Source organism: Paracoccus sp. J39, assembly GCF_000518925.1.
Taxonomy (GTDB): Bacteria; Pseudomonadota; Alphaproteobacteria; order Rhodobacterales; family Rhodobacteraceae; genus Paracoccus.
Map to the genome: position 1 here is coordinate 333,219 of NZ_JAEN01000001.1, position 22,651 is coordinate 355,869.

At 71.8% G+C, this 22,651-nt stretch carries 20 protein-coding genes; 7 read left to right on the top strand and 13 right to left on the bottom strand.

Going from position 1 to position 22,651, the window contains the following annotated elements; genetic code table 11:
- Positions 1-272 precede the first annotated feature (272 nt).
- Complete coding sequence (locus L632_RS0101675; protein WP_028713385.1) at positions 273-1,256, bottom strand: P1 family peptidase; 984 nt, start codon at positions 1,254-1,256, stop codon at positions 273-275.
- Positions 1,257-1,395: 139 nt separating this feature from the next.
- On the opposite strand from L632_RS0101675, the gene msrA reads away from it, so the two are divergent.
- Together msrA and L632_RS0101685 are read left to right on the top strand one after the other, a co-directional pair.
- Positions 1,396-1,980 (top strand): peptide-methionine (S)-S-oxide reductase MsrA, encoded by a 585-nt coding sequence (msrA, locus tag L632_RS21865; protein ID WP_084637843.1) that lies wholly within the window; start codon positions 1,396-1,398, stop codon positions 1,978-1,980.
- Positions 1,981-2,850 carry a 50S ribosomal protein L11 methyltransferase gene (locus tag L632_RS0101685; RefSeq protein ID WP_028713386.1) on the top strand — a complete coding sequence of 290 codons (870 nt, stop codon included), beginning with the start codon at positions 1,981-1,983 and terminating at the stop codon, positions 2,848-2,850.
- A gap of 130 nt (positions 2,851-2,980) precedes the next feature.
- Here L632_RS0101685 and L632_RS0101690 read toward each other — a convergent pair whose 3' ends face one another.
- Together L632_RS0101690 and L632_RS0101695 are read right to left on the bottom strand one after the other, a co-directional pair.
- Positions 2,981-3,175 (bottom strand): DUF1127 domain-containing protein, encoded by a 195-nt coding sequence (locus tag L632_RS0101690; RefSeq protein WP_028713387.1) that lies wholly within the window; start codon positions 3,173-3,175, stop codon positions 2,981-2,983.
- A 238-nt stretch (positions 3,176-3,413) separates the two neighbouring features.
- A complete protein-coding gene (locus L632_RS0101695; protein ID WP_028716233.1) occupies positions 3,414-4,133 on the bottom strand; it encodes a 16S rRNA (uracil(1498)-N(3))-methyltransferase in 720 nt (239 codons plus the stop codon).
- 16 nt (positions 4,134-4,149) lie between these two features.
- Here L632_RS0101695 and ubiA point away from each other — a divergent pair, with 16 nt between their 5' ends.
- From ubiA to L632_RS0101710, 3 genes are all read left to right on the top strand, one after another.
- Positions 4,150-5,121 carry a 4-hydroxybenzoate octaprenyltransferase gene (gene ubiA / locus L632_RS0101700; protein ID WP_028716234.1) on the top strand — a complete coding sequence of 324 codons (972 nt, stop codon included), beginning with the start codon at positions 4,150-4,152 and terminating at the stop codon, positions 5,119-5,121.
- A gap of 62 nt (positions 5,122-5,183) precedes the next feature.
- Positions 5,184-7,466 (top strand): OmpA family protein, encoded by a 2,283-nt coding sequence (locus tag L632_RS21870; RefSeq protein WP_232215701.1) that lies wholly within the window; start codon positions 5,184-5,186, stop codon positions 7,464-7,466.
- Between the two features lie 28 nt (positions 7,467-7,494).
- Entirely contained in the window at positions 7,495-7,827 is a 333-nt protein-coding gene (locus tag L632_RS0101710) for a hypothetical protein (protein ID WP_028713391.1), read from the top strand.
- A gap of 158 nt (positions 7,828-7,985) precedes the next feature.
- Here L632_RS0101710 and L632_RS0101715 read toward each other — a convergent pair whose 3' ends face one another.
- The 4 genes from L632_RS0101715 to L632_RS0101730 form a co-directional block, all read right to left on the bottom strand.
- Positions 7,986-9,170 (bottom strand): amino acid aminotransferase, encoded by a 1,185-nt coding sequence (locus L632_RS0101715; RefSeq protein ID WP_028713392.1) that lies wholly within the window; start codon positions 9,168-9,170, stop codon positions 7,986-7,988.
- Complete coding sequence (gene sseA, locus L632_RS0101720) at positions 9,170-10,030, bottom strand: 3-mercaptopyruvate sulfurtransferase (protein WP_028716235.1); 861 nt, start codon at positions 10,028-10,030, stop codon at positions 9,170-9,172. The genes L632_RS0101715 and sseA overlap by 1 nt, the downstream gene beginning before the upstream one ends.
- Positions 10,031-10,095: 65 nt before the next feature.
- On the bottom strand, positions 10,096-10,566 hold the full coding sequence (gene smpB / locus L632_RS0101725) for an SsrA-binding protein SmpB (RefSeq protein WP_028713394.1): 471 nt from the start codon (positions 10,564-10,566) through the stop codon (positions 10,096-10,098).
- A gap of 47 nt (positions 10,567-10,613) precedes the next feature.
- The gene (locus L632_RS0101730) at positions 10,614-11,084 is read right to left on the bottom strand and encodes a low molecular weight protein-tyrosine-phosphatase (RefSeq protein WP_028716236.1); all 471 of its coding nucleotides are present in this window, start codon (positions 11,082-11,084) and stop codon (positions 10,614-10,616) included.
- Between the two features lie 88 nt (positions 11,085-11,172).
- On the opposite strand from L632_RS0101730, the gene L632_RS0101735 reads away from it, so the two are divergent.
- Complete coding sequence (locus L632_RS0101735) at positions 11,173-12,834, top strand: thiamine pyrophosphate-binding protein (RefSeq protein ID WP_028716237.1); 1,662 nt, start codon at positions 11,173-11,175, stop codon at positions 12,832-12,834.
- A 155-nt stretch (positions 12,835-12,989) separates the two neighbouring features.
- Here L632_RS0101735 and L632_RS0101740 read toward each other — a convergent pair whose 3' ends face one another.
- The 6 genes from L632_RS0101740 to L632_RS0101765 form a co-directional block, all read right to left on the bottom strand.
- Entirely contained in the window at positions 12,990-14,414 is a 1,425-nt protein-coding gene (locus L632_RS0101740; protein WP_028713397.1) for an inorganic phosphate transporter, read from the bottom strand.
- Positions 14,411-14,881 carry an NUDIX hydrolase gene (locus tag L632_RS0101745; RefSeq protein WP_028713398.1) on the bottom strand — a complete coding sequence of 157 codons (471 nt, stop codon included), beginning with the start codon at positions 14,879-14,881 and terminating at the stop codon, positions 14,411-14,413. The genes L632_RS0101740 and L632_RS0101745 overlap by 4 nt, the downstream gene beginning before the upstream one ends.
- Positions 14,878-15,309 (bottom strand): alternative ribosome rescue aminoacyl-tRNA hydrolase ArfB, encoded by a 432-nt coding sequence (arfB, locus tag L632_RS0101750; protein ID WP_028713399.1) that lies wholly within the window; start codon positions 15,307-15,309, stop codon positions 14,878-14,880. The genes L632_RS0101745 and arfB overlap by 4 nt, the downstream gene beginning before the upstream one ends.
- A 66-nt stretch (positions 15,310-15,375) precedes the next feature.
- Entirely contained in the window at positions 15,376-17,427 is a 2,052-nt protein-coding gene (pbpC, locus tag L632_RS0101755) for a penicillin-binding protein 1C (RefSeq protein ID WP_028713400.1), read from the bottom strand.
- A 138-nt stretch (positions 17,428-17,565) separates the two neighbouring features.
- Positions 17,566-18,744 carry a YcjF family protein gene (locus L632_RS0101760; protein ID WP_028716238.1) on the bottom strand — a complete coding sequence of 393 codons (1,179 nt, stop codon included), beginning with the start codon at positions 18,742-18,744 and terminating at the stop codon, positions 17,566-17,568.
- A gap of 9 nt (positions 18,745-18,753) precedes the next feature.
- Positions 18,754-20,121, bottom strand: coding sequence for a YcjX family protein (locus tag L632_RS0101765; RefSeq protein ID WP_028716239.1), 1,368 nt, complete (start codon positions 20,119-20,121; stop codon positions 18,754-18,756).
- Positions 20,122-20,218: 97 nt separating this feature from the next.
- On the opposite strand from L632_RS0101765, the gene hrpB reads away from it, so the two are divergent.
- Complete coding sequence (gene hrpB / locus L632_RS0101770) at positions 20,219-22,627, top strand: ATP-dependent helicase HrpB (RefSeq protein WP_028713403.1); 2,409 nt, start codon at positions 20,219-20,221, stop codon at positions 22,625-22,627.
- Positions 22,628-22,651: the final 24 nt, after the last annotated feature.

A 22,651-nucleotide genomic window follows, 5' to 3' on the forward strand; every position in this document is an offset into this window, starting at 1 on the left:
CTCCTTCCAATCTGGTCGCCTTGCAGGCTTGCGCTTTTGCCGGGGCAACGCAAGCCGCAGCTTCCGCGTCCCGCGGCTCGAGGAATTGTGATGAACCTGATGGGGTTTTCCGGCGTTGCACCCTCATCGTCAGGTTTTCCCTCTTGGCGTGTGTGACTGGGGACGGCGCTTCTCTCTCGCGCCGTCCCTTTTTCTTTCTTGTCCAAATATCCCGGGGGAGCGGCTCGCCCGCCCCGTCCAGGGGCGGACGAGCCGCGGGGGCAGAGCCCCCTTTATCCTCGGCTCCAGCAGGGCTGCAGATCGCCCGGGCGCGGCCGGGCCGCATGGATGCCGCGCGCGATGGCGCGGGCCAGCGTGCAGGCGGCGGCATGGCCCAGCCGGAAGGGCGTCAGCGCCGGATCGGGCAGGGGCTTGGCGCCGGTCGAGACGGCAAAGACCAGATCGCCGTCGAAAGGCGTATGGCTGGGCACGATGGCGCGGGCCATGCCGTCCTGCGCCGCGGTGGCCAGCCGCGTCAGCCCGGCCTTGTCCAGCGCCGCGTCGGTGGCGATGATGGCGATGGTCGTCGCCTCGCCCAGCCGTTTCGTGGGGTCTGGCTCATGCGTGGCGGGGTAGGGGCCGGACAGGCCGAGCCCGCCGAATTCCGCGCCGAGCTCCCAGGGCGCGGCCCAGAACTGCCGGGATGCGCCCGCCGTCACCGATCCCAGCGCGTTCACCACCACCAGCGCGCCCAGGGTGATGCCGTCCTCCAGCACCGCCGAGGCCGAGCCGAGCCCGCCCTTCCAGCGATGCGTCATCGCCCCGGTGCCGCCGCCCTCGCTGCCAAGCGCGAAATCGACCCCGGCCGCCTCCAGCGCCTTACGCCCAAGTGCGGGATAGGGGTTCGTGGGCCAATCCTTGTCGCCGCCGTTCAGCAAGTCGAAGACGATGGCGCCGGGCACGATGGGCACGCGCACCGGGCCCACCTGAAAGCCCCTGCCCATGGCGCGCAACCCCTCCGAGACGCCGTCGCAGGCGGCAAGCCCGAAGGCCGAGCCGCCCGACAGCACCAGCGCATCGACCCCGCCGACCAGCTTGTCGGGGGCCAGAAGCTCGGTCTCGCGCGTGCCGGGGGCGCCGCCCATGACATTGATGCCGCAGGCGAAGGCCGCCTCGCCCAGCAGCACCGTGCTGCCCGAGCGCAGCCTGTCGTCGCGGGCATTGCCGACCCGCAGGCCGGAAACATCGGTGATCAGGTTTCGCGGTCCGGGACGCATCGGGGCCTCATGCAAGCGGGATCGGCCCGCAGTCTGCACGACGCCCCCCGCCGCCCGCAACCCGCGGCCGCATTCCGGCGTTGCAGGACGGCGACGCCGCGCCTACCTAAGGCGGCAGGACATGCGAAAGGACGCAACCATGAATGCCCCCATTCACAGGATCTTCGGCCGCCCGCTGGATGCCGAAATACCGAAAGGCTACGATCAGGCGATCTTCGGCATGGGCTGTTACTGGGGCGTCGAGCGGCTGTTCTGGCAGCAGGAGGGCGTCTGGCTGACCGAGGTCGGCTTTGCCGGCGGCACCGCCGAAAATCCCAGCTACAAGCAGGTCTGCGCCGGCGGCACCGGCCATGCCGAGGTGGTGCGCGTGGTCTATGACAGCTCGCGCGTCAGCTATGAGCGGCTGTTGCAGATCTTCTGGGAAAACCACGACCCGACCCAGGGCAACCGCCAGGGCAATGACGTGGGTTCGCAATACCGCTCGCTCATCATGGTGTTCAACGACAGCCAGAAGGCGGCGGCGGAACTCAGCAAGGCCGATTACGGCAACCGGCTGGCGGTGCAGGGCTATCCCGACATCACCACGCAGATCATTCCCGCCGGGCCCTTCTGGCGGGCCGAGGACGATCACCAGCAATATCTCGACCGTTATCCCGATGGCTATTGCGGCTTGCGCGGCACGGGTGTCAAAGCCCCCCTGACCGATACAGCCGAGGGATATTGAATGCCGACCTGGACCGCGCTGACCCACACCATCGGCCGCGAGGCGGCCGAGGCGCTTGCCGAGGCGGGCGAGGAGCTGACCCCCGAACCCGTAGGCACCGGCGTTTTCGAGATCGAGGACGGCTCGAACCGCTGGGAGGTGGGACTTTACTTCACCGAGGCCCCCGACGAGGTGGGACTGGCGCTGCTGGCCGCGGCCTGGGACGCCGAGCCCTTCGCGGTCTCGGAACTGCCCGAGGTGGATTGGGTGGCCCATGTCCGGCGCGAGCTTTCGCCGGTCGAGGCCGGACGCTTCTTCGTCCATGGCGGCCATGACGCCGACAAGGTGCCCGAGGGCGCCGAGGCGCTGCTGATCGAGGCGGCCATGGCCTTCGGCACCGGCCATCACGCCACGACCAAGGGCTGCCTGCTGGCGCTGGACCGGATGATCGCCGAGGGCGTCGAGCCGCAGCGCATCGTCGATATCGGCTGCGGCACCGCGGTGCTGGCCATGGCGGCGGCGCGGTCCTTCCCGGTGATCGTGCTGGCCGGCGACATCGACCCGCAGGCGGTGGACGTGGCACGCGCCAATGTCATCGCCAACGGGCTGGACGGCCGTGTCGAATGCGTCGAGGCGGTGGGATTCGACCATCCGCTGATCGAGAGCGCGGCGCCCTTCGACCTGGTCTTCGCCAATATCCTGAAGCAGCCGCTGATCGACCTGGTGCCGGACATGGCGCGCCATGTCGCGCCGGGGGGCAGGGCGATCCTGTCGGGCATCCTCGCCACCCAGGCGGACGAGGTCATCGCGGCCTATGCCGCGGGCGGGTTGGCGCTGGAGCGGCGCGACGACTTCGGCGAATGGTCCACCCTGGTCGTCAGGCGCGGCTGATCGGGGCAAGCGCCCCGCAGAAAATACTGAAGGCGGCCTTGCGGGCCGCCTGGTCGTCTTGCCCCTCCGGGCCGGGAAAAGGTCTGCCCCGGGGTTTCCGCGCAGCCGTTTTCGCGTCTTCAACCGCTGCTTAGCGGGCGCGCGCAATCCGTTCGATATCGCCGCGGCACAGACCGATATCGTCCAGCTCGCGATCCGAAAGACGGCTCAGCGCGTTTTTCGTGATGCGCGCATCGTTCCAGGCCGACAGGGCCGCCCAGAATTTCGAGCCAATACCGAGAGAGCCCGCCCCGCCATGGATGCGGTTCGTGTCAATCGCCGACATAGTTTTCACCTTGAGATCATTGCCCGCTCATCGGGCGCTTCGTTGATGCATCAGCATATAGGCCGGGCAATTTGCGAAAACCACGGACAAAGCGGCATCTCTGCCATGCAGCGCGTGCATAAGGCGCCGGAATACTTAACTTTTTGCGGCAAGACCTCCTAACCGACGCTGCGGCGCAATATTCTCCTGCCGCGAGGTGGTTTGTTGCGGAAAGATTGCGCGATTCAGCCCGGTTCGCTCAACGCCAGTCACCCAGCGCCGCCTGCCACAGCGCCAGTGATGCCACGGCAGCCGTGTCGGCGCGCAGGATTCGCGGCCCAAGCGCGATGCGCGTGACGCAATCCATGGCCGAAAGCCGCTTGCGTTCCGATTCGGACCAGCCGCCCTCGGGGCCGATCAGAATCGCCCAGGGACCGCGCGGCAGGGCGGACAGCACCTGCGCCGGTCCCGCCAGCGCCTCGTCGGCCCAGAGGATGCGCCGCCCGGCGTCCCAGCCGTCCAGCAGCCGCGACAGCGGCACCAGTTCGCCGACCTCGGGGACGAAGGTGCCGCCGCATTGCTCGGTGGCCTCGACGGCATGGGCCTGCAGGCGGTCCTGGCGGATGCGCTCGGAATTGGTGTGGTCGGTCTGCACCGGCAGGATGCGGGCGGCGCCCATCTCGGCCGCCTTTTCCACGATGAAATCGGTGCGCGCCTTCTTGATCGGGGCAAAGACCAGCCACAGGTCGGGCGGGTCCAGCTGAGGCGCGGTCCGGCGCAGCGCCTCCAGCGCGCCGGCCCGCTTGGCGATGCGCCCGATCCGCGCCAGCCATTCGCCGTCCCGCCCGTTGAAGACCAGGATCTCGTCCCCCGGGGCCTGCCGCATGACCGAGGACAGGTAATGCGCCTGGTCGGGATTCAGCTCGATGCCTTGTCCCTCGGCCAGCGGGTGATCTATGAACAGTCTGATTTTCGCCATGATGGGGCGCAGCCTAATGCAGACCGACCGTCAGACGCCAGAGGGGCCGACGCCAGAGGACCACAGCACCGTTGCCGACGCGCCGCCCGACAACTGGGTGGACCGCTACGCGCCGCCCGGCTGGAGGCCGTGGCTGCGCCTGTCCCGCGCCGACCGGCCGATCGGCACCTGGCTTCTGCTGCTGCCCTGCTGGTGGGGCATCGGGCTGGCGATGATCGCCGACCGGCCGGAATGGCGCGACCTGTGGATCGCGGTGGCCTGCGGCGTGGGCGCGGTGCTGATGCGCGGCGCCGGCTGCACCTGGAACGACATCACCGACCGCGACATCGACGACAAGGTGGCGCGCACCCGCTCGCGTCCCATCCCCTCGGGGCAGGTGACGGTCCGGGGCGCGATGGTCTGGCTGGTGGCGCAGTCGCTGGCCGGCTTCGCCATCCTGCTGACGCTGGGGGGCGCGGCCATCGCGCTGGGCGTGGCCTCGCTGGCGCTGGTCGCGATCTATCCCTTCGCCAAGCGGTTCACCTGGTGGCCGCAGGTCTTTCTGGGCCTGGCCTTCAACTGGGGCGCGCTGCTGGCCTGGGCGGCGCATACCGGCAACCTGGCCCCGGCGCCGGTGCTGGCTTACCTGTCAGGCATCGCCTGGACGATCTTCTACGACACCATCTATGCCCATCAGGATGCCGAAGACGACGCGCTGATCGGCGTCAAGTCTACCGCGCGGCTGTTCGGCCGCGACACGCCGCGCTGGCTGGCGGACTTCGGCACCGGCTCGGTGCTGCTGCTGGGGCTGGCGGTGATGGCCGCGGCGCCCGAGGGGCTGGGCCTGACGCTTGGCCTGCTGGGCGTCGTCGGGTTTGCCGCGCATCTGGCCTGGCAGCTGTGGCGCTTCGACATGACGGACAGCGCCGGCTGCCTGCGGCTGTTTCGCAGCAACCGCGATGCCGGGCTGGTGGTTGCGCTGTTTCTTGCCTTGGCCGGCCTGTTCTGATTGCGGAAATCCGGCGCAGGCATTACATGCGGCGGGTCGGAAACAGCCCGAAGGTCCCCCTGATGGCCAATCCCCAGCGAACCGCAAGGCGCACCGCGCGCCGGGGTTCCCTTGTCGCAGCCAGCCTGATCGCCCTTGTCGCGGCCGGCGGCCTGTCCTTTCTGGGCGCCCGCGCGGCCGCCGATTTCATCGAGACCAGCACGGCCCAGGACCTGCGCGCGGCGCTGGCCGATTACGACTGGCTGCAGGTCAGGACCGACGGGCTGCAGGTCCAGCTTGAGGGGATCGCGCCCGACGAGGTGCAGCGGTTCCGCGCCCGCGCCCGGGCCGCGACGGTGGTCGATGCGGGGCGGGTGGTCGACAAGATGCAGGTCGCGGCCAGCGCCGAGCGCGCCACCCCCGCCTTCGAGATCGAGCTTCTGCGCAATGACGAGGGCATTTCCATCATCGGCCTGGTGCCCGCCGGTCTGGACCGCCCGTCGCTGGTCGAGCGGCTGAAGCGCCAGACCGGCGCGGCCGAGGTCTCGGACCTGATGGAGAGCGCCGACTACCCTGTCCCCGAGGGCTGGGAGGACGCCTTTGCCTTCGGCCTCAAGGCCGCGCAGCTGGCCAAACGGGCCAAGGTCTCGATCGCGGCGGGCGAGGTCTCGATCCGTGCCCTCACCGACAGCCCGCGCGAAAAGCGCGAGCTCGAGGCGGCGCTGAACCGCGCCAAGCCCGCGGCGGTGACGCTCGTGGCCGATGTCACCGCGCCGCGCCCGCTGATCGCGCCCTTCACCCTGCGCTTCGTCAAGGATGCGACCGGCACCCGCTTCGATGCCTGCGCCGCCGATACCGAAACTGCGCGCGACCGCATCCTGGAGGCGGGGCGCGAGGCCGGCGTGCCGGGCGAGCCGCAATGCACGCTGGGCCTTGGCGCGCCCTCGCCGCGTTGGGCCGATGCCGCCGTGCCCGCGATCCGCGCCATCGAGGCGCTGGGGGCCGGTTCGGTCACGCTTTCGGACACCGACGTGGCGCTGTTCGCCCCCGCCGAGGTCGAGGCCGCGCGCTTCGACGAGGCGGTCGGCCGCCTGGAGGCGGCGCTGCCCCCGGCCTTCACGCTGAGCGCCCGGCACGAAAAGCCCGGCGAGGCCGAGGCGGGGCCGGCCGAGTTCTCGGCCGTGGTCGATCCGGGCGGCGTCAGCCTGCGCGGCCGCATCACCGACGAGCGCATGCGCGACGCGGTGGAAAGCCTGGCCCGGGCGCGGTTCGGGCAGGTCGACAGCGCCCTGCGGACCGACGCCTCGGTGCCCGAGGGTTGGACCCTGCGCGCCATCGCCGCGCTTGAGGCGCTGGACGGGCTGGAGCGCGGCAATGCCACGGTGAGCCGCGATCTGGTGCGGATCAGCGGCGTTTCGGGCAACCAGACCGCCTCGGACGGGGTGGCGGCGCGGCTGGCGCAGCGGCTGGGGGCCGGCGCGCGCTACGAGCTGGCGATCCGCTATGACCGGCGCATGGACCCGCTTCTGGGCCTGCCTTCGGGCGTCGAATGCGTGGACCGGCTGAACGCCGCGATGCAGGAATCCGAGATCGGCTTCGAGCCGAACAAGTCGGTCATCGCCGGCGATCCCGGCCCGACCCTGGCGCGGCTGGCCGAGACCATGCAGCCTTGCGCGGAATTCCGCATCGAGATCGGCGGCCATACCGATTCGCAGGGCTCGGAGGCGTTCAACGCCGAACTGTCACGCTCGCGCGCGCAGGCGGTGCTGGCGGCGATGACCGAGGCGGGTATCGACACGGCCAACCTGACCGCCAAGGGCTATGGCGAAAGCCAGCCCATTGCCGAGAACGACACCGAGGCCGGGCGCGAGGCCAACCGGCGCATCGAATTCACCCTGCTGGCCGACGATCCGGTGGTGACCGAGGCGCCCGAACCGGCCGCGCTGGTCAAGGGGGTGACCGACAGCCCCGAGGCGGTGGCGGCCCGGGCCGCGGCTGCCGCGCGCCATGCCGCGACCGCCGCCATCGGTCCGGCGCTTGGCGTGCCGACCGATCCCGAGGCGGCGCTGTTCGCCGCGACCGAACCGGTGCGGCTGCTGCTGTCGGGCGTCGATCCCGCGCGCGTCGCCAGCCGGCCGGCGCAAGAGGCCGCGCTGCCGGAACTGCCGGCGCTGCGGGCCGCCACCCTGCCGGCCGCCGGCCTGCTGCCGCCGCCCGGCGAGGCGGTCGAGCCCATCGAGGCCGCCACCCGCCCGGCGCTGGAGGCGCTGCAGGGCGCCGCGGTCGAGGCCGCGACCATGCCGGCGCGCGATGCGCTGCATGTCAACCGCCCGCTGCCGCGCCCGGAAGCGCCTTCCGAGCCCTGATCCGCAACCTCTTGCCCGAAGCCTCTGCATGAACCGCACCGAATTCATCCTCGCCACCGCGATCATCCTGTTCGCCGCCTTCATGCTGGGCTGGTTCGCAAGCTGGCTGATCCACCGCCTGTCCCGCGTCACCCGCGCCGAGATGGGTGAGCTGGAGAACATGGCCCAGCAGCTGCACGAGGCCGAGGAGGCGCGCGACCGCGCCGTGGACGAGCTGGAAACGCGCGAGGCCGATCTGGTCGCCCGGCTCTCGACTGCCGAGGCGGAGCTGCGGGCGGCGCAGGGGCAGCTGCGCGAAAGCCTGACCGAGATCGAGGAATTGCGGGACTATATCGACCGCAAGCTGGGCCGGAAGGGCTGAGCGGCCGCCCGGCGGCACCGCCGGACCGGGGCTTTGCCCCGGACCCCAGGGTATTTGGAAAACAGAGAAAGCCGGGGCTTTCGGCGCGGGGCCGGACATGGCGAACCGCCGGGCGGGCCGGCGGTCGCGGGTTCAGCGGGTCGGTGCCGGCGAGGGGGTCAGACCCCGGCCTCGATGATGGCGCGGGCCAGGATCGGAATGGTGTCCTGGTTGAGCCCGGCGATGTTGATGCGCGAATCGCCCACCATGTAGATGCCGAATTCCTCCTTGATGCGCTTGACCTGCTCGGGCGTGGCGCCGAGGCGCGAGAACATGCCGCGATGCCGGGCCACGAAACTAAAACGGTCGGAGCCGGAAAGGTCGCGCAGCTCGCCCGCCAGCTGCTCGCGCAGCTTGAGCATGCCGCCGCGCACCGCCTCCAGCTCGGCCATCCAGTCGGCGCGGAGCTCCGGCGTGTTGAGCACGGTCGAGACGATCTTGGCGCCGTGGAAGGGCGGGAAGGAATAGGTCTGCCGGTTCAGGAAGGCCATGGCGCCTTGGGCCAGGTCGCGGGTCGCCGCATCGGCGCAAAGCGCCAAGAGGCAGCCGGTGCGTTCGCGGTAGATGCCGAAGTTCTTGGAGCAGGAGGCGGCGATCAGCACCTCGGGGATGCGCGAGGCGATCAGCCGGGTGCCGGCCGCGTCCTCTTCCAGCCCGTCGCCGAAGCCCTGATAGGCCAGGTCGATCAGCGGCAGCGCGCCGGTCCTTTCCAGGATCCCGGCGACCTCGGCCCATTGCTCCAGCGTCAGGTTGGCGCCGGTCGGGTTGTGGCAGCAGCCGTGCAGCAGCACCACATCGCCTTTTTTCGCCGCCGAGATGTCGGCCTTCATGCCCTCGAAATCGACGCCGCGGGACTCGGCGTCGAAATAGCGGTAGGTCTGCACCGGCAGGCCCATGAAATTCATGATCGAGACATGGTTGGGCCAGGTCGGGTCGGAGACGAAGACCCGCAGGTCGGGATTCCCCATGCGCGCGAGTTCCAGCGCCTGCCGGATGGCGCCGGTGCCGCCGACCGTGGCCAGCGCCGCCGTGGTCTCGGGCTTGTGGAGGTCGCCGAGGATCAGCTCGGCCATGGCCTTCTGGAAATCGGGCTCGCCCGACAGGCCGGCATAGGTCTTGGTGGTCTCGGTCTCCAGCATCCGCTGTTCGGCGGCGCGGACGGCGCGCATGATCGGGGTATGGCCGCTGGCATCCTTGTAGACCCCGACGCCCAGGTCGATCTTGCCCTGGCGGGGATCGGCCTTGAATTCGCCCATCAGGGCCAGGATCTTGTCGGGGGCCTGCGGTTTCAGATTGCCCAGCATCACGCGTCTCCGGTTGCGATTTTAAGGTCGGGGAAGCTGCCCCATTCGGCCCAGCTTCCGTCATAAAGCGAATGGTCCCGGTGCCCGATGCGTTCGAGCGCCAGGAACAGCGAGGCCGCCGTCACCCCCGAGCCGCAGGTGGTGATGACGGGTTTCGACAGGTCCACCCCGGCGGCCTCGAACTCGGCGCGCAGCGCGTCGGGCGCCTTCAGCGTCCCGTCCGGGTTGTAGAGCTTGCCGAAGGGCAGGCTTTTCGAGCCGGGGATATGGCCCGAGCGCAGGCCGGGGCGCGGCTCGGGCGCCTCGCCGCGGAAGCGTTCGGGCGAGCGGGCATCGACGATCTCGTGATCGCCCAGCTTGCTGGCGGCGGCGACCTGGGTCACGTCGCGCACCAGCGCCGCCTGGCGCTGCACGGTGATGTGACGGTCGCGCAGGATCGGCGGCATGTCCTCGGTCTCGCGGCCCTCGGCCAGCCATTTGCCGAAACCGCCGTCCAGCACCGCCACGTCCTGCTTGCCCATCAGCCGGAAGGTCCACCAGACCCGCGCCGCCGGGCGCACCGGCGAATTGTCGTAGATCACGACCTGGTGGCCGTCGCCGATGCCCATGGCGCGCATGCGGCTGATGAACATCTCGGGCTGCGGCGCCATGTGCGGCAGCTCGCTGCGCTTGTCGGCGATCTCGTCGATGTCGAAAAAGCGGGCGCCGGGGATATGCGCGGCCATGTATTCCGCCCGGGCGTCGCGGCCCGGTTCCAGGAACCAGCTGGCGTCGATGATGCGCAGGTCGGGATCGTTCAGATGGGCCGCAAGCCAGCCGGTCGAGACCAGCACTTTCGGATCGTCGGAATCGGTGGACATCGGCCTTCCCCCCGCGCGCGCAGAAACGACACCGATGTAACCGCAGCCGCGCGGGGCGGCAAGGCTTAACCCTGCTTCAGCAAACGCTGTTTCTGCCGGTTCCAGTCGCGCTTGGCGGCGGTTTCGCGCTTGTCGGCGACCTTCTTGCCCTTGGCGACGCCGATCTTCAGCTTCACCATGCCGCGGTCGTTGAAATACATCACCAGCGGCACCAGCGTCATGCCCTCGCGCCCGACCGCCTGCCAGAGGCGGGCCAGTTCCTTGCGCGAGACCAGCAGCTTGCGGCGGCGCCGTTCCTCATGCCCGAAGACGCCGGCCTGCTTGTAGGCGGCGATATAGGAATTGATCAGCCACAGCTCGCCATCCTCGACCGAGGCATAGCTTTCGGCGATGTTCGACTGGCCGGTGCGCAGGCTTTTCACCTCGGAGCCGGTCAGCACGATGCCGACCTCGAGATCGCTTTCGATGAAGTAGTCGAAGCGCGCCCGGCGGTTCTCGGCGATGATCTTGTAGTTCGGGTCGGATTTCGTGGCCATGATCGGGCAGAGATAGGGCCGGGCGCCGCGCCTGTAAAGCCCGGGCCTCAATCCGGCCCGAGGAGCAGCTCCAGCAGCGCCTGCGTCCCGGCGGTCACGTCGCGCCAGGTGGCTTCGAAACCCGCCGCCTCGCCGAAATAGGGGTCGGCGACCGATTGCCCCGCGCGGCCCGGCACATGGTCCAGCAGCAGCGACAGCCGCGCCCGCCCGTCCGGCGGCGCGATGCGGCGCAGGTCCGCGAGGTTCTGCCGGTCCATGGCGACGATATGGTCGAAGCGGCGGAAATCCTCGGCCGCGACCTGCCGGGCGCGCAGGGCCGAGATGTCGATGCCGGCCCGCGCCGCCACCGCCTGCGCACGGCGGTCCGGGGCATGGCCCAGATGCCAGTCGCCGGTCCCGGCCGAATCGATCAGCAGCCCCGCGCCCGCACGCTTGGCGGCGGCGCGCAATGCGGCCTCGGCCAGCGGCGAGCGGCAGATATTGCCCAGGCAGACGAAAAGGACCGATGGCGGCGGCATGTTCGACCTCGATTGACCGGCGCCATCTTGCCAGTTCCGCGCAAGCTGGCCCAGACTGCCCGGAAGGAAAAGCAGGGAGGCGGCGGCAATGCGGCATGGCGGGCAGATTCTGGTCGATGCGCTGAAGGCGAACGGGGTCGGGCGGGTGTTCTCGATCCCCGGCGAAAGCTTTCTGGCGGTGCTGGACGGGCTTTACGCCTCGGGCATCCAGAATGTCGTCTGCCGGCACGACGGCGGCGCCGCAATGATGGCCGAGGCGCAGGGCAAGCTGACCGGGCGGCCGGGCGTGGGTTTCGTCACCCGCGGCCCGGGCGCGACCAATGCCAGTGCCGGGGTGCATGTGGCGCGGCAGGATTCGACGCCGATGATCCTGTTCGTCGGCCAGATCGCCCGCGCCGACCGCGACCGCGAGGCGTTTCAGGAGGTCGATTACCGCGCCATGTTCGGCCCCTTGGCGAAATGGGTGGCCGAGATCGACCAGACCGAGCGCATCCCGGAATATGTCTCGCGCGCCTTCCACCTTGCCATGTCGGGCCGGCCCGGTCCCGTGGTGCTGGCGCTGCCCGAGGACATGCTTTCCGCCCGGGCCGAGGTGCCGGACCCGGCCCCTGCCGTGCCGCCGCTTTCCGCCGTCGCCGGCGAATCCGTCGCCGTCATCGCGCAGGCGCTGGCCGGGGCCGAGCGGCCGCTGGTGGTGCCGGGCGGCACGCTGTGGTCGCAGGCCGCCGCCGACGACCTGGTGCGCTTCGCCGAAGGCTGGGGCCTGCCGGTCGCGGTGCCCTTCCGCCGCCAGGGGCATATGGACAATGCGCATCCGAACTATGTCGGCGACCTGAGCGTCGGCATGAGCCCGGCGCTGGGGCAGGCGCTGTCGCAGGCGGATTGCCTGCTGTCGCTGGGCTCGCGGCTGGGCGACACGCTGACCCGCGGCTATGAGCTGATGGACCCGGTGCGCCCGCATGCGCGGGTGATCCATGTCCATCCCTCGCCGGACGAGCTGGGGCATCTCTGGCGGCCCGATCCGGGGCTGGTGGCCGATCCGCGTGCGGTGGTGGCGGCGCTGGCGGCGCTGCCCGCACCACGGCGCTGGGACGATTGGACCGCCGGGCTGCGCGCGGGTTACGAGGCCTGGCAGCAGCCCCGGCCCACCCCCGGCGCGGTGCGGATGGAGGCAGTGATGCGCTGGCTGTCCGACCATCTGCCGCCCGACGCGATCATCGCCAACGGCGCCGGGAACTATGCGGCCTTCATCCATCGCTATTACCGCTTCCGCCGCTGGGGCACGCAGCTGGCGCCGACCTCCGGCTCGATGGGCTACGGTCTGCCCGCCGCCATCGCCGCCAAGCTGCAGCACCCCGATCGCATCGTGGTCTGCATGGCCGGGGATGGCTGCCTGCAGATGACGGTGAACGAGCTTTCCACCGCCGCCCAGCATGGCGCGGCCGTCATCGTCATCGTGGCGAATAACGGCCATTACGGCACGATCCGCATGCATCAGGAACGCAGCTATCCCGGCCGCGTCTCGGGCACGGCGCTGGCCAATCCCGATTTCGCGGCGCTGGCCCGCGCCTATGGCGGTCACGGCGAGCGGGTCGAGCGGCAGGAGGATTTCGCCGATGCCTTCGCCCGCGCGCAGGCCGCCGGAACGCTGGCGGTGCTGGAGCTGATGCTCGACCCCGAGGCGCTGAGCGCCGGCGCCACGCTCTCCGAGACCCGCGCGGCGGGCGAAGCGGCGCTGCGCCGGGCCTGACGGGGGAAGCGGGCGGCAAGGCCGGCCGGGGGCCGAGGGTCGGCGGGCAGGTCGCGGCCCGGATCGGCTGCGCGCAGGCGGGGCTGGTCCTTCGGGGCGCCTCTCGGCCCGGACGATGCTCGGGGGAACGGCGCTTGCCTCGGGAAAGGGCGGCCCTAGAACCCGCCGATCCAGACCAGCGCGGCGGCCAGCGTCGCGGCCACCGGCACCGTGATCAGCCAGGCCCCGAGGATCATCCGCATGTAGGAGCGGCGCACCAGATGCCGCCGCCGGCGTTCCTCGGCCGGCAGGGGGGCGTGGCCGGCCGCCAGTCGCCGGTCGCGCCATTCGCGATAGAAGCCGATCCCGAAGACGCCGCCCACCGCGACATGGGTGGTCGAGACCGGCAGGCCGAGCAGCGAGGCCCCCAGCACCGTCGCCGCCGTCGCCAGCGACACGCAAAGCGCGCGCGAGGCGTTCAGCCGGGTGATGCGGCTGCCGACCATATGCACCAGCCGCCGCCCGAACAGCAGCACCCCCAGCGCGATGCCAAGCCCGCCCAGCAGCAGCACCAGCCGCCCGCGCAAGGCGTTGTCCCCGCCCGCCGACATGCTGTCGAGGATGATGGTGAGCGGCGCCGCCACGTTCGAGGTGTCGTTCGCGCCATGGGCAAAGCCCATCACCAGCGCCGCGGCGACCAGCGGCACCGCCAGAAGCTGCTTCATCGCCAGCCGTCCGCCGCCCCCGCCCCGCGACAGCCGGTCGATGCGCCGCCGCGTATAGACCCAGCCCAGCGTGCCGCAGGCCAGCACCAGCACCGCGTTCGCCGCCAGCCCCGAACCCTGCCAGGCCAGCTCGACCACGCCTGCCAGCATGGCCGAGGCCAGCCCGACGATCACCGGCATCCAGATGCGGGCGGCGGCGACGCGGTCCCCGCGGTCCAGGACCAGGCCGCGCAGAAGCGCCATCAGCCCCGCCGCCGCCAGGCCCGAGACCAGCGGCGACACGATCCAGCCGAAGGCGATCATCGCCATGGCCGGCCAGTTCACCGCCCCCAGGCCAAAGCTCGCCATGCCCGCCCCGGCGATGGCGCCGACCACGGAATGGGTGGTGCTGACCGGCGCGCCGAGCCAGGTGGCCAGGCTGATCCAGCTGCCCGCCGCCAGCAGCGCCGCCAGCATCATCCGCGCCGTCGCCTCGCCCGCGCCCAGCGTGCTGCCGACCAGACCCTCGGTCAGGGTGGCGGTGACGGCGCTGCCGGCGATGACCGCGCCCAGCACCTCCATCGCCGCGACCGAGAGCAGGCCGGCGGTCATGCCGATGGCGCCCGCCCCCACCGCCGGCCCCAGCGCGTTCGCCACGTCGTTGCCGCCGATCGACAGCGCCAGATAGGCGGCGACGGCCATGCCGGCCGCCAGGATGCCGATCGCCGGCTGGCCGGCGAAGAAGCCGGTGCCGACATAGCTGGCGGCGGCGATGAAGATCAGCGCCAGCCCCAGCCGCAGCAGGGGCCGCGCCGAATGCAGCACCGCCCGCTCGGTATTGGTGACGCGGCTCAGGTCCTTGTCGAGCGTGCGGTATTCGCGGGGTTCGCGCCTCATTCCGGGGGGGACCGGCGCTTGGCCGCGGGCAGGCCGCGCAGCAACTGCTTCAGCCCGGTCTCGGCCACCATGCGGGCGGCATCCTCGGGCGTGAACCAGCGGCGCTTGCGCTCATGCGCCTCGGGGAAATCCCGTTCCAGCCCGTCGACGTAAAGCGGAAAGACCCGCACCTCGACCGGGATGGCGAAGCCGCGATCCTGATCCTTGTCATAGTGATAGCGGCCGATCTCGGCCTCGCCGACGCGGCCGCGGACGCCGGCTTCCTCCCATGCCTCCTGCCGGGCGGCATCGGCCAGGCTGCGGCCGGGCATGGGCCAGCCCTTGGGCACGATCCAGCGCCCGGTGCCGCGGCTGGTCACCAGCAGCACGTCGCCGGTCGTCTCGTTCAGGCACAGCGCCGCGACCTGCATGTCGGGCGGGCGCCGGCCGATCAGCCGCGCCAGCCTTTCGCGGAACTCGACGATCATGCCGGATCCTCCGCGTCGCGGATGCGGCCCCGCGCCGCCTTGACCTCGCCGCGCTGGGTCTTGGCGGCCAGCCGGCGGCGCTGGCTGCCCAGCGTCGGACGGGTCGGGATGCGCTTGCGCGGCGCGACCAGCGCCTGGCGGATCAGCTCGGCCAGCCGCTCGCGCGCCAGCTCGCGGTTGCGGGCCTGGCTGCGGGTTTCCTCGGCCCGGATCAGCACCGCGCCGTCCTGGGTCCAGCGCCGCCCGGCCAGCCGCTTCAGCCGCGCCTTGACCGGCGGGGCCAGGTGCGGCGAACGCTCGGCCTCGAAGCGCAGCTCCACGGCGGTCTCGACCTTGTTCACGTTCTGCCCGCCCGGCCCCTGCGAGCGGGTGAACTGTTCGGACAGCTCCCATTCCTGGATGGTGATCTGGTCGTTGATGCGCAGCATGATGCGAATATGTCGCAAATCCCGGTTAAGAAAAGGTCAAGCGAATCACGAAACGCGCAAATTGCGTCAGTGAAGCCGTATTGCCGCAGTCGCCGAGGCGCCATCCGCATCCACCACCGTCAATTCGGCAAAGCCCGGGCCGGGATGGGGCAGGCTGGCCATGGGTTGCGGCTGGGCGATGGCGGCGGGCGCGCCGTTCAGAAGGAAGGTCCAGGGCCCGCGCCCGCCCCGCGCCTTGGCGGTCAGCGGCCCCTGCGCCTCGATCTCGGCCCCGTCCGGCGGATAGGTCAGGCGCAGCGCATCGGGGCTGGCGGGGCGGGCCGCCATGGCGCTGGCCGCGCCCGGCGGGGCAAAGCGGCGCAGGGGCAGGGGCAGGGCGCTGTTCGGCAGGGTCAGCGTCTGCGGCGGAGGCGGCGGCAGCGCCACCGCGGGCAGGGCATCGAACAGGTCGAACAGCACCGGCGCCGCCAGCTCGCCGCCGAAGGCGCCGGGCACCGGCGTGCCGTCGGGCCGCCCCAGCCAGACCGCGCCGACCCGCGCCCCGTCGAATCCCACCGCCAGCGCGTCGCGATGCCCGTAGGAGGTGCCGGTCTTATAGGCCATCGGCCGCAACCGCGCGCCATGCGGGGCGGGGTTCTGGCTCAGGATATGGCCGACCTGCCAGGCCGCGACCGGGCCGAACATCGGTGCGGCCCGCTCTTCGCCCCCGCCCGGCAGGGCCGAAAGCGTGACGGCCCGCCCGCCCCGGGCCAGTGCCGCATAGCCCTCGGCCAGCCCCTCCAGCGTGACGCCGGCGCCGCCCAGCACGATGGCCAGCCCCGGCACCTCGCCCGGCAGGCGCAGCTCGACCCCGCCCCGGCGCAGCGCCTGCGCGATGCGGTTCGGCCCCACCGCCTCGGCCAGCTTCACCACCGGAATGTTCAGCGACCAGATCAGCGCGTTCCTCAGGCTGACGGTGCCGCGGAAATGATGGTCGAAATTCTGCGGCTGCCAGCGGCCGAAGGCGGTGGGCCGGTCCTCGACCAGCGTCTCGGGATGCGCCAGCCCGTCGTCGAAGGCGAGGCCATAGACGAAGGGCTTCAGCGTCGAGCCCGGAGAGCGCCAGGCCCGCGCCATGTCCACGAAACCGGCCGAGGCGCCATCCGTCCAGTCCGCCGCGCCGACCTCGGCCAGGATCTCGCCCGTCCGGTGATCGGCCAGCACCACGGCCGCCGAGAGCCGCCGCCCGGCGCTGCGCACGGCGCGCGAGGCCAGCTCCTCGGCCCGGCGCTGCAGGCGCGCGTCGATGGTGGTCTCGATCCGCGCCGCGCCGGGGTTTTCCCGCACCAGCCGCGCCGCCAGCAGCGGCGCCAGCGCCGGAAAGGCGCGGCGCATCCGCGGCACCGGCTCCTCCATCGCCGCCCGCGCGTCGGCATCGGAGATCAGCCCGGCCCGCGCCGCCCGCCCCAGAACCCGGTCCCGCGCCGCCTTGGCGGCCAGCGGGAAACGGTCCGGTCGCCGGGTCTCGGGCGATTGCGGCAGCGCCACCAGCAGCGCCGCCTGGGCGGGGGAGAGCCGCCGCGGCTCCTTGCCGAACCATTGCAGGCTGGCGGCGCGGACCCCTTCGACATTGGCGCCATAGGGGGCAAGGCGCAGGTAAAGCTCCAGGATCCCGCGTTTCTCCAACCGACGCTCCAGCGCCAGCGCCAGCCGCATCTGCCGCGCCTTGCCGGCCCATTGCCCGGTCGGCCCCTCCTCGATCAGCCGCGCCACCTGCATGGTCAGGGTCGAGCCGCCCGAGACCACCCGCCCATGCCGCGCCGCCTGCCAGCCGGCGCGCAAGAGCGCCCGCGCATCGATCCCGGCATGGCGGCGGAACCGCCGATCCTCCCAGATCATCAGCATGTCGAGAAACAGCGGATCGACCGGCCCCGCAGCCAGCCGCCAGCGCCCGTCCGCGACCTGGAACGCCCGCAGCAGCGTGCCGTCCCGCGCCGCGACCTCGACCCCGACCGGCACCTCCAGCCGGGGCAGAGCGGTGGCATCGACCCAGGCGTCGAAGCGATCCCGCGCCCCGGCCCCGATGCCCAGGACCAGGACGGCAGCCATCAGCGACAGGGCGAAGCGGCGCGATCTCATGCCCCATCAATACGCCAGACGCGGCCGGGAAAGAACTCGCCTTCTTCGCTCCCCAAATGCTCATGCGACCGTGCCGCTGCCCGGATGTCGCCGCCTTTCACCGTTTCCCAAATACTCACGCGGCGGCGCAACCCGCGGCTACTTCGCCTCCTCCTCGCCGAAGAGCCCCTTCAGGCCCCGCGCGATCAGGTTGCCGACCCGGGGCCGGGGCTGGTGCAGGAAGGGCAGCGGCCGGCAGACCTCCATCGCCGCGATGCCGACGCGGGCGGTCAGGGCGCCGTTCACCACCCCCTCGCCGAAGCGTTTCGAGACCTTGGCGAGCAGGCCGCCGCCGGCCACGGTATGGATCAGGTCGTCGCCGGCGGCGACGGCGCCGGTGGCGATCAGATGCGTCATCACCGTCCGCGCCAGCCGCCAGCCGCCGACGGCGCCGGCGCGGCCGCCATAGATCTCGGCCATGCGGCGGATCATGCGCAGGTTCGCCGCCAGCGCCGCGATCACGTCGGCCAGCGCCAGCGGGATCAGCGCGGTGGCGGCAGCGACGGTGCGGGCGGCGGCCTCGATCTCGCGCCGGGCCTCAAGGTCCAGGGCGGCCAGCAACTCGGTTTCGGCCAGCGCGATCAGCGTCTCGGCATCATAGGCGTCGGGCTTGCGCTCGCGCAGCCGGGTCAGGCCCCATTCCAGCTCCGGCCGGCCGCGATACAGGCTCTCCATCCGCGCCACCACATGCTGCGCGGCCTTCAGGTCACCCGAGGCCAGCGCCGCCCCGGCCTCGCGGTTGATGCCATCGATGGCGGCAAAGCGCGACCAGGCGCGGTATTCGCGAAACGCCATCCCCAGCGCCGCGAGGCAGAACAGCACCATCAGCGCGATGCCGATCCAGCCCAGCAGCGGATAGCTGTTCAGCAGGCCGGTCAGGTAGCGCAGCGCCGCCACGGACAGCAGAAAGGTGAACAGCGCCACCCCGGTATTGATGAAGAAGCGCGTCAGCCGCGACGGCCCGCGCCCGACCAGCCGGGCGACAAGCTGCATGGTGCGCTGCTGCGGCAAGGGCGGGGCCAGCCCGTCGTCGATCATCGGCGCATCGGCGGGCGAGGGCGCGGGTTCGCCCTCGCGCCACTCGGCCCGCGGCGCCTTGCGGTCGCGCTGGTCGGGGCGGGTCGGAGCCACGGCCAGGGGACCGGGCCGCTCCGGTCCGGCACCAGGACTCGGGGCGGCGCCCGGCGCCTGCGCGGGGCTGGCGGCCGCGGCCTGTTCGCCCTGCGCCTCGCCCATCTCCTTCAGCACCGGCCCGCGCCGTTTCGGAGGTTCAGCCATGGCGCTCTCCTATAGCCTGTCGCCGATCAGGAACTCGGCCGCGCGGTCCAGCCGGATATGCGGCGGCCCGTCGCCCGGCCGCAGCGTGCCGGGGGCCGGGGCGAAATCCATGATCGCGTAATCGCCCTCCAGCCAGCGCGTCGCGCCCTGGCTTGCCGGCACCAAGAGCTCGGCCGGATTGGCGGGCAACTCACCCGGATAGAAGGCCGCCTGCCGCCCGTCCATCAGCGTGCCGCGCACCGCGGGCAGCTCCTCGCCTGCCTCTCGGATCATCTCCTCGGTGGTGGTGCGCAGCGAGGCGATGGACATGGCCTCGGTCCGCGCGCCCGAGAAATCGGCGCGGTCGCGGGCCTCGCGCAGCATGGCGGCGGTGATCGCGGTCAGGCGCGGGTGCTGGATGTGGTGCAGGTGATCGGCCTTGGTCGCGGCGAACAGGATCCGCCCCACCCGGCGCGAGCCCAGCAGCTGCGCCAGCCAGCCGGCGCGGCCGGGGCGGAAGGCGGTCAGGATGTCGGCCATGGCGCGGCGCATGTCCTCGACCGCCTGCGGCCCGGCATGGATGGCGCCCAGCACGTCCATCAGCACCACCTGCCGGTCGATGCGGGCGAAATGGTCGCGGAAGAACGGCTTCACCACCCGCGCCTTGTAGGCTCCGAAACGGCGCGCGAACTCACGACCCAGGGGCGTCGCCCGCATCTCGTGCGGCAGCGGCGTGAAGGTCAGCGCCGGCGAGCCGTCCAGCTCTCCCGGCATCAGGAAACGGCCGGGCGTGCAGTCCGACCAGCCCGCCTCGCGCGCCAGGTGCAGGTGCCTCGTATAGGACGCGGCCAGCGCCTGCGCCGCCGTCTCGTCAAAGCGGGCCGGGTCGGTGGCGGCCAGCGCGGCGCGGAAATCCTCGGCCCCCGGACGGCCGGCCGTGCGGTCCAGTACCTCCTGCGACCATTGGTCGAAATCCTTCTCCATCAGCCGCAGGTCCAAGAGCCACTCGCCCGGATAGTCCACGATGTCCAGATGCAGCACCTGCTGGCCGCGCCAGCCGGCGATCAGCCCGCGCGGCTGGATGCGCAGCGACAGGCGCAGCTGGCTGACATGGCGGGTGCCCTCGGGCCAATGCGGGTCGGGGCCGGTCATCGCCGCCAGATGCCGCTCGTAATCGAAGCGCGGCACGGTGTCGTCGGGCTGCGGCTGCAACCACGCCGCCTTCAGCGAACCGTCGGCCGCGGCCCGCAGCGCCGCCATGCGCCCGCGATCCAGCAGATTCGCCACCAGCGAGGTGATGAACACGGTCTTGCCGGCCCGCGACAGCCCCGTCACCCCCAGCCGGATCACCGGGTCCGAGATGCCCAGGCCCTGCATCAGATCGTCGGCGATACCCATTCCGTCCCTCGCTTTGGCCGGGTCAAGATAGGCAGGCCGGCGGCGGATGTGTAGGGGCACCTCTTTTCGCCCCGACGGCGCTTTGCCATAAGGCGGCATGGATCTGCCCATCGACGCCGTATTGCCCGACCTGACCGCCGCGCTGGCCGCGCATGGCCGCGCCGTGCTGATGGCGCCGCCGGGGGCGGGCAAGACCACCCGCGTGCCCTTGGCGCTGCTGCCCGCCATCCCCGGCCGTATCGTCATGCTGGAGCCGCGCCGCCTCGCCGCCCGCGCCGCGGCCGAGCGCATGGCCGAGACGCTGGGCGAGCCGCTGGGCCGCACCGTCGGCTATCGCATCCGCGGCGAGGCGGTGCCGGGCGCCCGCATCGAGGTGGTGACCGAGGGTATCCTGACCCGGATGATCCAGTCCGACCCCGAGCTTTCCGGCGTCGGCTGCGTGATCTTCGACGAATTCCACGAGCGCAGCCTGAACGCCGACCTTGGCCTGGCCCTGACATGGGAGGCGCGGCAGGCGCTGCGGCCCGACCTGGCGCTGCTGGTGATGTCGGCGACGCTGGATGCCGAGCCGGTCGCGGCGCTGATGGAGGGCGCGCCGGTCATCCGCTCGGAAGGCCGCGCCTTCCCGGTCGAGACGCGCTGGCTGGACCGCCCCTTGCCTGCGGGCGCCCGGCTGGTGCCCGAGGCGGCGCGGCTGATTGCCCAGGCCGAGGCGGCGACGCGCGACACCGGCGGCACCATCCTGGCCTTCCTGCCGGGCGAGGGCGAGATCCGCCGCGTCCAGGCCATGCTGGACGTCGCTGCCGAGGTGCTGCCGCTTTATGGCGCCATGGATTTCAAGGCGCAGCGCGCCGCCCTGCAACCCCCGGGCGGGCGGCGGCGGATCGTGCTGGCGACCGCGATCGCGGAAACCTCGCTGACCATTCCCGACGTGAAGGTGGTGGTGGATGCCGGCCGGGCGCGGCGGGCGCGCTTCGATCCCGGCTCGGGCATGTCGCGGCTGGTGACCGAGCGCGTCAGCCGCGCCGAGGCCGAGCAGCGCCGGGGCCGAGCCGGCCGCGTCGCGCCGGGCATCTGCTATCGCATGTGGGCGCGGGCCGAAGAAGGCGCGCTGCCCGCCTTCGCCCCGCCCGAGATCGCCGTGGCCGACCTGGCCGGGCTGGCGCTGGAGCTGGCGATCTGGGGTTCGGACGGGCGCGACCTCGCCTTCCTGACCCCGCCGCCCGAAGCGGCGCTTTCCGAGGCGCGGGCGCTTCTGCGCGACCTCGGCGCGCTGGATGGCGGCAACCGCATCACCCCGCACGGCCGGCGTCTGGCGCCGCTGCCGCTGCATCCGCGGCTGGCGCATATGCTGGTCACGGCCGGGCGCGAGGCCTCCGACCTTGCCGCGCTGATGGCTGAGCGCGACCCGCTGACCGGCGCCCCCGCCGACCTGACCCTGCGGCTGGCGGCGATCCGCGACCTGCGCGCCTATCAGGACCGCCACCCCTGGCCGGTCAATCCCGGCACGCTGCACCGCATCCGCGACGAGGCGAAGCGCCTGCGCCGCATGGCGGGCGAGGGCGCGGGCCTCTCGCCCGGCGCCATGGCGGCGCTGGCCTATCCCGACCGCATCGGGCTGCGCCGCAAGGGCGGGCAGCCGCGTTATGTGCTGTCGGGCGGCAAGGGCGCGATCCTGCCCGAGGGCGACGCGCTGACCGCCGAGCGGCTGATCGTGGCCACCGACCTCGATGGCGATACGCGCGAGGCCCGCATCCGCATGGCGGTGGCGGTGCGTGAGGACGAGATCCGCGCCCTGTTCCCCGACCGCATCGAGACCGCCGAGCTGGTGGAATGGTCCCGCCGCGACAACCGCGTCATCGCGCGGCGGCAGGAACGCCTTGGCGCGCTGGCGCTTGCCGACCGGGCGCTGGACGATCCCGACCTGCAGGCGCTGGCCCGCGCCGCCTTCGAGGGGCTGCGGGCCAACGGGCTGACCTGGAGCCCCGGCGCCGCGCGGCTGCGGGCGCGGATCGCGCTGATCCCGGAACTCGGCCCGGTCGATGACGACAGCCTGCTGGCCGATCCCGACTGGCTGCTGCCCTGGCTGGGCAAGGCCCGGACTCTGGCCGACCTGCGCGGGCTGGACCTGGCCGAGGCGCTGAAGGCGCGCATCGGCTGGGACGGCCAGCGCCGGCTGGACCAGGCGGCGCCGGCGCATTTCGTCACGCCGCTGGGCCGCAGGGTGCCCATCGACTACGACCACGAGACACCCTCGGTCGAGCTGAAGCTGCAGGAACTGTTCGGCCTGTCGCGCCATCCGGTGGTCGGCAACCGGCCCCTGCGCATCACCCTGCTGTCGCCCGGCGGCAAGCCCGTCGCTGTGACCACAGACCTGCCCGGCTTCTGGGCCGGGGGCTACGGCGATGTCAGGAAGGACATGCGCGGCCGCTATCCGCGCCATCCCTGGCCGGAAAACCCGGCTGAGGCCGACCCGACCACCCGCGCCAAGCCGCGCGGCACCTGACCATTTCACCGTTTCCCAAATACT

Excerpts from the sequence above, each read along its gene's own strand:
- msrA (WP_084637843.1), top strand. The coding sequence starts at position 1,396 with ATGAATGCCCCCATTCACAGGATCTTCGGCCGCCCGCTGGATGCCGAA.
- L632_RS0101760 (WP_028716238.1), bottom strand. The coding sequence starts at position 18,744 with ATGGCTGAACCTCCGAAACGGCGCGGGCCGGTGCTGAAGGAGATGGGC.
- arfB (WP_028713399.1), bottom strand. The coding sequence starts at position 15,309 with ATGCTGCGCATCAACGACCAGATCACCATCCAGGAATGGGAGCTGTCC.
- L632_RS0101715 (WP_028713392.1), bottom strand. The coding sequence starts at position 9,170 with ATGCTGGGCAATCTGAAACCGCAGGCCCCCGACAAGATCCTGGCCCTG.
- smpB (WP_028713394.1), bottom strand. The coding sequence starts at position 10,566 with ATGGCCACGAAATCCGACCCGAACTACAAGATCATCGCCGAGAACCGC.
- L632_RS0101745 (WP_028713398.1), bottom strand. The coding sequence starts at position 14,881 with ATGATCGTCGAGTTCCGCGAAAGGCTGGCGCGGCTGATCGGCCGGCGC.
- sseA (WP_028716235.1), bottom strand. The coding sequence starts at position 10,030 with ATGTCCACCGATTCCGACGATCCGAAAGTGCTGGTCTCGACCGGCTGG.
- L632_RS0101740 (WP_028713397.1), bottom strand. The coding sequence starts at position 14,414 with ATGAGGCGCGAACCCCGCGAATACCGCACGCTCGACAAGGACCTGAGC.
- L632_RS21870 (WP_232215701.1), top strand. The coding sequence starts at position 5,184 with ATGGCCAATCCCCAGCGAACCGCAAGGCGCACCGCGCGCCGGGGTTCC.
- L632_RS0101735 (WP_028716237.1), top strand. The coding sequence starts at position 11,173 with ATGCGGCATGGCGGGCAGATTCTGGTCGATGCGCTGAAGGCGAACGGG.
- L632_RS0101690 (WP_028713387.1), bottom strand. The coding sequence starts at position 3,175 with ATGTCGGCGATTGACACGAACCGCATCCATGGCGGGGCGGGCTCTCTC.
- L632_RS0101695 (WP_028716233.1), bottom strand. The coding sequence starts at position 4,133 with ATGGCGAAAATCAGACTGTTCATAGATCACCCGCTGGCCGAGGGACAA.
- L632_RS0101730 (WP_028716236.1), bottom strand. The coding sequence starts at position 11,084 with ATGCCGCCGCCATCGGTCCTTTTCGTCTGCCTGGGCAATATCTGCCGC.
- pbpC (WP_028713400.1), bottom strand. The coding sequence starts at position 17,427 with ATGAGATCGCGCCGCTTCGCCCTGTCGCTGATGGCTGCCGTCCTGGTC.
- L632_RS0101675 (WP_028713385.1), bottom strand. The coding sequence starts at position 1,256 with ATGCGTCCCGGACCGCGAAACCTGATCACCGATGTTTCCGGCCTGCGG.
- L632_RS0101765 (WP_028716239.1), bottom strand. The coding sequence starts at position 20,121 with ATGGGTATCGCCGACGATCTGATGCAGGGCCTGGGCATCTCGGACCCG.
- L632_RS0101710 (WP_028713391.1), top strand. The coding sequence starts at position 7,495 with ATGAACCGCACCGAATTCATCCTCGCCACCGCGATCATCCTGTTCGCC.
- hrpB (WP_028713403.1), top strand. The coding sequence starts at position 20,219 with ATGGATCTGCCCATCGACGCCGTATTGCCCGACCTGACCGCCGCGCTG.
- L632_RS0101685 (WP_028713386.1), top strand. The coding sequence starts at position 1,981 with ATGCCGACCTGGACCGCGCTGACCCACACCATCGGCCGCGAGGCGGCC.
- ubiA (WP_028716234.1), top strand. The coding sequence starts at position 4,150 with ATGCAGACCGACCGTCAGACGCCAGAGGGGCCGACGCCAGAGGACCAC.